Source organism: Neisseria sp. HMSC055H02, from assembly GCF_001813335.1.
GTDB lineage: Bacteria > Pseudomonadota > Gammaproteobacteria > Burkholderiales > Neisseriaceae > Neisseria > Neisseria sicca_C.
This window is the reverse complement of record NZ_KV812109.1, coordinates 1-9379: the sequence shown is the minus strand read 5'-3', so window position 1 is coordinate 9379 and position 9379 is coordinate 1. Positions and strand designations below refer to the sequence as shown.

Sequence of the window (9379 nt, the reverse complement as noted above, 5' to 3'; positions counted from 1 at the left end):
AACCCGGCTTGCACAGAGCGCCTGAATAGGGCTTTTATCGGGTATCCAAGATTTGGGAGGCAGTCCAGCTTTCAGACGACCTTTTCCCAATCCCGGATTCTGCAAAAGCAAAAACACCGAAGACCAATTAATCTTCGGTGTTTTTTAATAGGGTGGCGAGCCAGACCCCCGGCACTGACGCATCGGAGTGGGCTGCTGGCTTCCGCCCCTGACCCGGTGTTCCGAATTACCATGCGGGGAGACCCGCCGTAAGAGAGTGGCATTATAACTGTTTTACGGGAAAACTCAAGCGCGGCGGCGTCGAAGGTCGTCTGAAAAGTCTTTTTACCTTTAAATTGTCAACAATATCTGCCTTTTTGAAAATTATTCCTATTGAAACATTTTTCGCCTTTTCCGTTGAAAAACATCGGAATTTAAACTACATTATCGCTTTTCCAACGAGTTGTCTGATTGTTTTAAAAATCATTTTAATTTCGTTGAAGCTGCGCTTTCAGACGACCTTTTCATAAAAATACGGCGAAATCATGCCGCAGCTTTGCGCATTTTCGCCGTACCAATAATTATACGGACACACCGCCACCATGACCACGACTACCGCCCCGCAGCGTATTCGGGAAATTCCCTACAACTATACTTCCTACACCGACCGCGAAATCGTCATCCGCCTGTTGGGCGATGAGGCGTGGCAGATTCTGCAGGACTTGCGCGGACAGCGCAGGACGGGGCGTTCGGCGCGGATGCTGTTTGAAGTGTTAGGCGATATTTGGGTGGTCGTGCGCAATCCGTATCTGGTCGATGATTTGCTGGACCACCCGAAACGCCGTGCCGCGCTGGTGCGCGAAATGCGCCACCGTTTGAACGAAATCCGCAAACGCCGCGACGACAATCCGCAAGTCGATGTATTGGTTGCGGAGGCGGAAAAGGCGGTCGAGCGTTTTGACGGCGGCTTTGACGAAACGCGCCAAAAGCGGCGGCAGATTTTGGAACGTTTGAGCAAAATCACCAAGCCGCACAATATTATGTTCGACGGGCTGGCGCGGGTGACGCACGTTACCGATGCGACCGACTGGCGCGTCGAATATCCGTTTGTCGTCGTCAATCCCGATACGGAGGCGGAAGTCGCGCCTTTGGTGCGCGCCTTAATCGAGCTGGATTTGGTCATTATCCCGCGCGGCGGCGGCACGGGTTATACCGGCGGTGCCGTGCCTTTGGATGCCATGAGCGCGGTCATCAATACGGAAAAGCTGGACAAGCATCGCGGCGTGGAATTTGTCGAACTGGCGGGTTTGGACGGCAAACATCCGATTATCCATTGCGGCGCGGGTGTGGTAACGCGGCGGGTGGAAGAAACCGCGCATCAGGCGGGTTTGGTGTTCGCCGTCGATCCGACTTCCGCCGATGCGTCCTGCGTGGGCGGCAATGTGGCGATGAACGCGGGCGGCAAAAAAGCCGTGCTATGGGGGACGGCGTTGGACAACCTCGCCTACTGGCAGATGGTCAACCCGCAGGGCGAATGGCTGCGCATCGAGCGCGTGCGCCACAATTTCGGCAAAATCCACGACGAAGAAACCGCCGTGTTCGACGTTCACACGCTGGATTCAGACGGCCTCAATGTCGTTAAAACCGAACGCTTGGAAATCCCCGGCCACAAATTCCGCAAAGTCGGTTTGGGCAAAGACGTTACCGACAAATTCTTGAGCGGCCTGCCCGGCGTGCAAAAAGAAGGCACGGACGGCATCATCACCAGCGTCGCCTTCGTGTTGCACAAAATGCCGAAATACACGCGTACCGTGTGTATGGAATTTTTCGGTACGGTCGCCACCGCCACGCCTTCTATCGTCGAAATCCGCGATTTCCTGCTCGCCCACGACAGCGTTCGGCTGGCGGGTTTGGAGCATTTGGACTGGCGTTATGTCCGCGCCGTCGGCTACGCCACCAAAGCGGCAGGCAAGGGGCGGCCGAAAATGGTCTTGCTGGCGGACGTGGTTTCAGACGACGAAGCCGCCGTAGCGGCAGCCGCCGAACACATCTGCGAACTTGCCCGCGCCCGCGACGGCGAAGGCTTTATCGCCGTATCACCTGAAGCGCGCAAAACCTTCTGGCTAGACCGCAGCCGCACCGCCGCCATCGCCAAGCACACCAACGCCTTTAAAATCAACGAAGACGTGGTGATTCCGCTGGAGCGGCTGGGCGAGTATTCGGACGGTATCGAGCGCATCAACATCGAGCTTTCCATCCAAAACAAACTCACCTTGTGCGCCGCGTTGGAGCAATATCTTTCGGGCAAACTCCCCATCGACAAAATGGGCACGGACCTGCCGACTGCCGAACTTTTAGGCGAACGCGGCAAACACGCCCTTGCCCACGTTTCCTCCGTCAAAGCGCGTTGGGATTGGTTGCTCGCCCATCTCGATACGCCGCTTGCCGACTACAAAGCCCGCTACGGCGCAGCCGTTCATGCCGCGCCCGAAGCCAAAGACGACGAGAGCTGTTTCACCGCATTCCGCGATTTCCGCCTGCGCGTGTCCGTCAAAGACGACGTAATGAAACCGCTCGCCGAAATCTTCAGCGGCAAAACCGACACCAAAATCATCGAAGGCTTGGGCAAAATCCACGCCAAAACCGTACGCGGTCGCGTCTTCGTCGCACTGCACATGCACGCCGGCGACGGCAACGTCCACACCAACATCCCCGTCAATTCAGACGACGCCCAAATGCTTCAGACTGCCTACCGTTCGGTCGAACGCATCATGAAACTCGCCCGCTCGCTCGGCGGCGTGATTTCGGGCGAACACGGCATCGGCATCACCAAGCTCGAATTTTTGACCGATGAAGATTTGCAGCCGTTTTGGGACTACAAAAACCAAGTCGATCCAAAACACACCTTCAACCGTCACAAACTGATGAAAGGCTCGGATTTACGCAACGCCTACACGCCGTCCTTCGAGCTTTTGGGCGCGGAATCGCTGATTATGGAGAAATCAGACCTCGGCACCATCGCCGATTCCGTCAAAGACTGCCTGCGCTGTGGCAAATGCAAACCCGTCTGCTCCACCCACGTTCCGCGCGCCAACCTGCTGTACAGCCCGCGCAACAAAATCCTCGGTGTGGGGCTACTGACCGAAGCCTTCTTATACGAAGAACAAACCCGCCGCGGCGTTTCCATCAAACACTTTGAAGAACTCATGGACATCGGCGACCACTGCACCGTGTGCCACCGCTGCGTCAAACCCTGCCCCGTCAACATCGACTTCGGCGACGTAACCGTAGCCATCCGCAACTACCTTGCCGATTCCGGCCACAAACGCTTCGCCCCCGCCGCATCGATGGGCATGGCATTCCTAAACGCTACCGGCCCTAAAACCATCAAAGCCCTGCGCGCCGCCATGATACAGACCGGCTTCCCCGCGCAGAATTTCGCCTACAAAATCGGCAAACTCCTGCCCGTCGGTACCAAAAAACAAAAAGCCGAACCCAAAGCCACCGTCGGCACCGCCCCGGTCAAAGAACAAATCATCCACTTCATCAACCGTCCTTTGCCCAAAAGCGTGCCCGCTAAAACACCGCGCTCCATGCTCGGCATCGAAGACGACAAAAGCATCCCCATCATCCGCAACCCCGCCGCGCCCGAAGATGCCGAAGCCGTGTTCTACTTCCCTGGCTGCGGTTCCGAACGCCTGTTCAGCCAAATCGGACTCGCCGTCCAAGCCATGCTCTGGCACGTCGGCGTACAAACCGTCCTGCCGCCTGGCTATATGTGTTGCGGCTATCCGCAGGATGCGGGCGGCAACAAAGCAAAAGCCGAGCAGATGAGCACCAACAACCGCGTCGCCTTCCACCGCATGGCGAACACCCTCAACTACCTCGACATCAAAACCGTCGTCGTCAGTTGCGGTACCTGCTACGACCAGCTCGAAAAATACCGCTTTGAAGAAATCTTCCCCGGCTGCCGCATCATCGACATCCACGAATACCTGCTCGAAAAAGGCGTGCAACTGAACGGCGTAAAAGGTCAGCAATACCTCTACCACGACCCCTGCCACACGCCCATCAAAACCATGAACGCCACCCAAATGGCCAGCAGCCTCATGGGGCAAAAAGTCGTCTTAAGCGACCGCTGCTGCGGCGAATCCGGCATGTTCGCCGTCAAACGCCCCGACATCGCCACCCAAGTCAAATTCCGCAAACAGGAAGAAATCGAGAAAAACCTCAAAGAGCTGCCGCAGGGCGAACCCGTCAAAATGCTCACCACCTGCCCTGCCTGCCTGCAAGGCCTGAGCCGCTACGCCGACGACAACGACATGCCCGCCGACTACATCGTCATCGAAATGGCGAAACACATCCTCGGCGAAAACTGGCTGGACGAGTTTGTGAAAAAAGCCAACAACGGCGGCGTGGAGAAAGTGTTGCTGTAAGGCGTACGGTTTTCAGACGACCTCAAAGGTCGTCTGAAAACCGTCATTCATTAAATCGGCGGAGAGACTTTGGAAGGTTGGAGTAAAGACTGTTTTGATGAACCAAGTCGCCGAAAGCAGTTTGATAAATTTCCTTTATCTTCCAAAGTTGAAAAGGGGACGGTTCAGGATTTGGGTTTTGCCTGTGAACTCTGTATTCCCATCTCCTTTCTTTCAGACGACCTTTACGTTTTAAGCAGATAAAATCCTATCCCTTCTTCAACACTTTCCGACTATGAAAAAAAGTCGTCTGAAAACCTTAAACCAAGATTTTCAGACGACCTTTTTTATCCGGCGCGGCAAATGTTTGCAACTTAGCCCAAGCTACCGCCGAACCTACATCCCGCCGTAATTCGGTCCACTCGCACCTTCGGGGCAAATCCAAGTAATGTTTTGCGTCGGGTCTTTAATGTCGCACGTTTTGCAGTGCACGCAGTTGGCGGCGTTGATTTGCAGGCGCGGGCTGCCGTTTTCTTCAACAATTTCATAGACACCGGCCGGACAATAGCGCGTTTCGGGTGAGGCGTATTCTTTGTAGTTCACGTCTATCATCGTTTGCGGATTTTTCAGCACCAAATGGTCGGGCTGGTTTTCTTCGTGCGCGAGATTGGCGAGGAAGACGCTGCTTAAACGGTCGAAGGTCAACACGCCGTCGGGTTTCGGATAATCAATCGGCTTGCACGCGGCGGCTTTTTTGAGCTGCTCGTTGTCTTTGCCGTGATGTTTCAAGGTCCACGGGGCCTTGCCTCTGAAAATCATCTGGTCGATACCGGTATAGATTGAACCGAGGTAAACGCCCCATTTGAATGACGGACGGACGTTACGCGCGGCGTAAAGCTCTTGATACAGCCAGCTTTGTTCAAAACGTTGCTGATAATCCGCCGCTTCTTTACCGCTGTCGAAACCCTCCGCTTCTTCAAGATTTTCCAACAACGGAAACACAGCCTCTGCAGCGAGCATGGCGGATTTCATGGCGGTATGAATACCTTTGATACGCGGCATATTGAGGAAACCCGCCGCATCGCCGATTAAAACACCGCCCTTGAACGAGAGCTTCGGCAGGCTTTGCAGACCGCCTTCAATCAGCGAACGCGCGCCGTAAGCAATGCGGCGGCCGCCTTCGAAGGTTTTGCGGATTTCGGGATGGGTTTTGAAACGTTGGAACTCTTCAAACGGCGACAGATAAGGGTTTTGATAGTCCAAACCGACTACAAAACCGACGGCGACTTTGTTGTCGTCGAAATGGTAAACAAACGCACCGCCGTAGGTTTGACTGTCCAGCGGCCAGCCCGCGCTGTGTACCACCAAACCGGGCTGATGTTTTTCAGACGACACTTCCCAAATCTCTTTGATGCCCAAGCCGTAAGTTTGCGGCTGGCTGTTTCGGTCGAGTTGGAAACGCTCGATGATTTGCTTGGAAAGCGAACCGCGGCAACCTTCGGCAAACAGGGTTTGCTGCGCCCAAAGCTCCATGCCGGGCTGGAAACTGTCGGTCAGCTCGCCGTCTTTACCTACACCCATATTGCCGGTTGCAATGCCTTTGACCGAACCGTCTTCGTGATACAGCACTTCGGCAGCGGCAAAGCCCGGATAGATTTCCACGCCCATATTTTCCGCCTGCTCCGCCAACCAGCGCACAACTTCGCCCAAGCTGGCGATATAATTGCCGTGATTGTCAAAATTAGGAGTAACCGGCAGATTGAACGCTTTTTTCTCCGTAAGGAACAACACTTTGTCCTGCGTTACCGCGCGCGTCAGCGGCGCGCCTTTTTCTTTCCAATCGGGAATCAGCTCATTCAGCGCAATCGGATCAATGACCGCACCCGCCAGCGAATGCGCGCCCGCTTCAGAACCCTTCTCCACCACGCAAACGCTGATTTCGCGCCCGTTTTTTTCGGCAAGCTGCTTGAGTTTGATGGCGGCGGACAAACCCGACGGGCCTGCGCCGACAATCACGACATCGTACTGCATACTGTCGCGGGTGATGGATTCTGTCATGGCGGTTCCTGTATGTTTATTATTGAATTGAAAACCCGCGATTATACAACGGGAACATATAGTTACCAAATACAACAAAGGTCGTCTGAAAACCATATTTTCGGTTTTCAGACGACCTTTGCCGGAATTTCAATCAGCACGCCGCCATTTTACCTGCCCGACCGCAAATTCCGTCTGACGTTTCGGACTGCGTGTGAAAAACGCCTTATCCCCGCCAGTATCCGCCCCTTTCGGCACAACCGCCAAAATCTTACCTGCCAAATTTCCCTCGCGGGTTTTCCAAGCATCCAAAAACTGCGCTCTGCTCATGGAAACATGACCCAGCGACGGGTCGGCAAGCAAAACCGTATTGCCGTCTATACCGCGCAATACCGAGAAATGATCGTCCTTACGGTATTTCAGATACACGATGACGGGAATTTTCAACTGCGCAAGCTGCTCGAAAGACAGAGCATAGCCTTTCGCCTCAAAACCCAAATCAGGCATGATGCGCTGCATATCCTCAAACGACGCACGCATCTGCTCCTTATCCAGCTTTTTCAACACTTCTTCTTCCGTCAGCTTTTGCCCGTAAAAATTGTTCAAAAGCGTCGCCACCGAAGCCGCCCCGCAGGAAAAATCCAAATCCTGCTTCACAATATTGAAATCGCGCCTCTCTTTCCAACTTTGCACTTTGATTTTTCCGTAAACAACAGGATTATCGTTAAACATCGGTGCAGCATTCAGAGGACCGGATAAAGAAACGGCAATAAGCACTGACAGACAAATACGTTTAAACATCATCATACCTTCTAAAGATATATGTAAGAGGTCGTCTGAAAAGGCTTTCAGGCGACCTCTTGCAAAATTATTCTTACATGCCGGCTTTCTTAGCAAACCAGACAATCCTATTTCCGGCATGATATTTTCCGTTTATCGAAATACGGCAAGCCATACCGCAAAAATGCCACGCGCTGCCGATTTCAACGGTAATTTTCGTACCGCTTTCTTCAAATTCCAGGTATTCCCCCATCAGCGAATGCAAAGGAGCATACGCCATCTCGGCTTCGTTATGATAAACCCGCCTTCCGTTGATATAGACTTCCGCCCCTGTCCGCTCCAAATTCCAAAAATTGTGTACCACAATCTCTATATCCCGATATTGGGCAGACCATGTTTTTTCGAAGGTTTTCATAAAATTTCCTATACCTGTCCAATCAGCACATATCAATTGCATTATTACATCTCAATACGATAAATATTTCTTAAGTCAAAATGCAAGTCTGACCGTACCTTAACTGTCAAAATTTTATTATTTTTTATTGATTTTAAAACAATTTCTGCAAAATTCTCTTCGCTTTCTCTCTTTTTTAGAAGCACATCAGAAAAAATAAAACTTCCCCGATTAAATTCATAAATATGTTTCAACCATTCACCTCCTCTTTCTGTAAGACAAGATTCAGTTTCATTCTTCCTTATTGTATAAATATTTCCCTCACAAAATCTGAAATAAATCCATAAATCCATCTTCTTCATAATTAAAGAAAAAGTTTCACCCCAAGATTTTGTCAGCAATTCGCAGGGTTGCGATGTGGCAATCAAACAGCCGAAAGAAATTTTTTTATCTCATACATGGTCGAAACCAGATTCTGTTATTTCAAAATCCATTTTTTCGTCAACAACTGAATCCGCATTTTTGAATTAACGTTTCCATAAGCTGCCGTTTATCTAAACCGGCAGGTTCAGTTTCAAAATAAGCCTGATATGAAGACTGTAAGCATTTCAGAAAAAGATCATCGGAAGACATATCCGCCGAATCAAATACAACTGTTTTGATTTTGGTACTTACCCAAAACCCTTTTTGCTCTTTTTCTACTATACGGAAATTCAGAATATTTCCAACCGAATCAAAAGCACGGTAAACATCATCCATCAAATCCTGCTGCTCTATTTTAAAGCCCCTTTCACTTGGCTAATGAAAGGGGTAAACATCATCCATCAAATCCTGCTGCTCTATTTTCTTTTCCAATTCCGACAATCCTTGAAATATATCCAAAGACACATCTTCAAATAGAAAAAAAGGAGGGGTTAGAAGCGGTTTTTCCATAATCTGTCCGTAGATTTTGATTCCCAAGGGCGAAGAAATTCTCTTGTTGTTTACAGGTTAGAAAATCAAAGCCCGCTTAAAAGTATAACTGTACGCCCAATTTCAGCAAGCGCAGGTCGAGTTGCCAAGCCCAACAAAACCGTTGAATCACATGAATGTTTGGTTATAACTCAACCTTATATCTATACTTACCGAAAACCTCAAATCATTTAATAAAAATAAAACCTAACTACTTACTAATACGGTAAACAACATCTTCTCTTAACAAGGTTTTATCTGTTATCTCATTTAAAGACAATAAACTTTTTGGAAGCATCTCTAATTTATTCATATCACTCATATCCCCTACATACAGGAAAAAATCTTGGGGAATCCCCCTTAATCTTTTTAATAATTCTTCACAAAGCCTAAAATGATTTAAATTTAGGTTCTTTTTATTTTTTTTGATAAATTCGAGATAACCACGCTTATTAGAAAAAATTTCAGGATATATTCCTTCTCCCTCTGAAGAAGTATATATCCATTCATATAGGGAAAAATTCTTATACCCAATATGAAACAAAGTGTGTTCATTATATTTCGAAAAACCTAGAAGCTCTGTATCTGTTGGTTTATCGAAATAAACAATTATTGCAGAAGACATAACAACTATTCCAAATCTGGCTTAATAAAAATTAAGCCAGACTATTTAACTATTTACGATAAAAGGTATGACCTGTAACTTTCGAACTTTTGTGTTGATAATGTGGCATATAACTTTTATGAGTACCATGAGCATCATGACGAATCACATTATTTTTACCCCATGCATTTTGAACTGCACCCCAAAAGTTGGACATCC

At 49.8% G+C, this 9379-nt stretch carries 6 protein-coding genes, 1 other RNA gene and 1 pseudogene; 1 reads left to right on the top strand and 7 read right to left on the bottom strand.

Features of this window, described 5'->3' with window-relative positions; translation table 11 throughout:
- Positions 1-151 precede the first annotated feature (151 nt).
- Positions 152-248: signal recognition particle sRNA small type (gene ffs, locus HMPREF2907_RS08645), an RNA gene on the bottom strand.
- 333 nt (positions 249-581) lie between these two features.
- Here ffs and HMPREF2907_RS08640 point away from each other — a divergent pair.
- Positions 582-4415: a DUF3683 domain-containing protein gene (locus HMPREF2907_RS08640; protein ID WP_070682169.1), complete on the top strand. Its 3834-nt coding sequence runs from the start codon at positions 582-584 to the stop codon at positions 4413-4415.
- Between the two features lie 375 nt (positions 4416-4790).
- Here HMPREF2907_RS08640 and HMPREF2907_RS08635 read toward each other — a convergent pair whose 3' ends face one another.
- The 6 genes and pseudogenes from HMPREF2907_RS08635 to HMPREF2907_RS08610 all read right to left on the bottom strand — a co-directional run bounded on the left by HMPREF2907_RS08635 (position 4791) and on the right by HMPREF2907_RS08610 (position 9181).
- On the bottom strand, positions 4791-6452 hold the full coding sequence (locus HMPREF2907_RS08635) for an electron transfer flavoprotein-ubiquinone oxidoreductase (RefSeq protein WP_070682167.1): 1662 nt from the start codon (positions 6450-6452) through the stop codon (positions 4791-4793).
- A gap of 129 nt (positions 6453-6581) precedes the next feature.
- On the bottom strand, positions 6582-7163 hold the full coding sequence (locus HMPREF2907_RS08630) for a C39 family peptidase (protein WP_107145924.1): 582 nt from the start codon (positions 7161-7163) through the stop codon (positions 6582-6584).
- 142 nt (positions 7164-7305) lie between these two features.
- Positions 7306-7626: a hypothetical protein gene (locus HMPREF2907_RS13585; RefSeq protein WP_080614345.1), complete on the bottom strand. Its 321-nt coding sequence runs from the start codon at positions 7624-7626 to the stop codon at positions 7306-7308.
- Between the two features lie 44 nt (positions 7627-7670).
- The gene (locus tag HMPREF2907_RS08620; protein WP_234396227.1) at positions 7671-8033 is read right to left on the bottom strand and encodes a hypothetical protein; all 363 of its coding nucleotides are present in this window, start codon (positions 8031-8033) and stop codon (positions 7671-7673) included.
- Positions 8034-8106: 73 nt separating this feature from the next.
- A pseudogene (locus tag HMPREF2907_RS13580) lies at positions 8107-8538 on the bottom strand (hypothetical protein).
- A 229-nt stretch (positions 8539-8767) separates the two neighbouring features.
- Positions 8768-9181 carry a hypothetical protein gene (locus HMPREF2907_RS08610; RefSeq protein ID WP_070682161.1) on the bottom strand — a complete coding sequence of 138 codons (414 nt, stop codon included), beginning with the start codon at positions 9179-9181 and terminating at the stop codon, positions 8768-8770.
- Between the last annotated feature and the right edge of the window lie 198 nt (positions 9182-9379).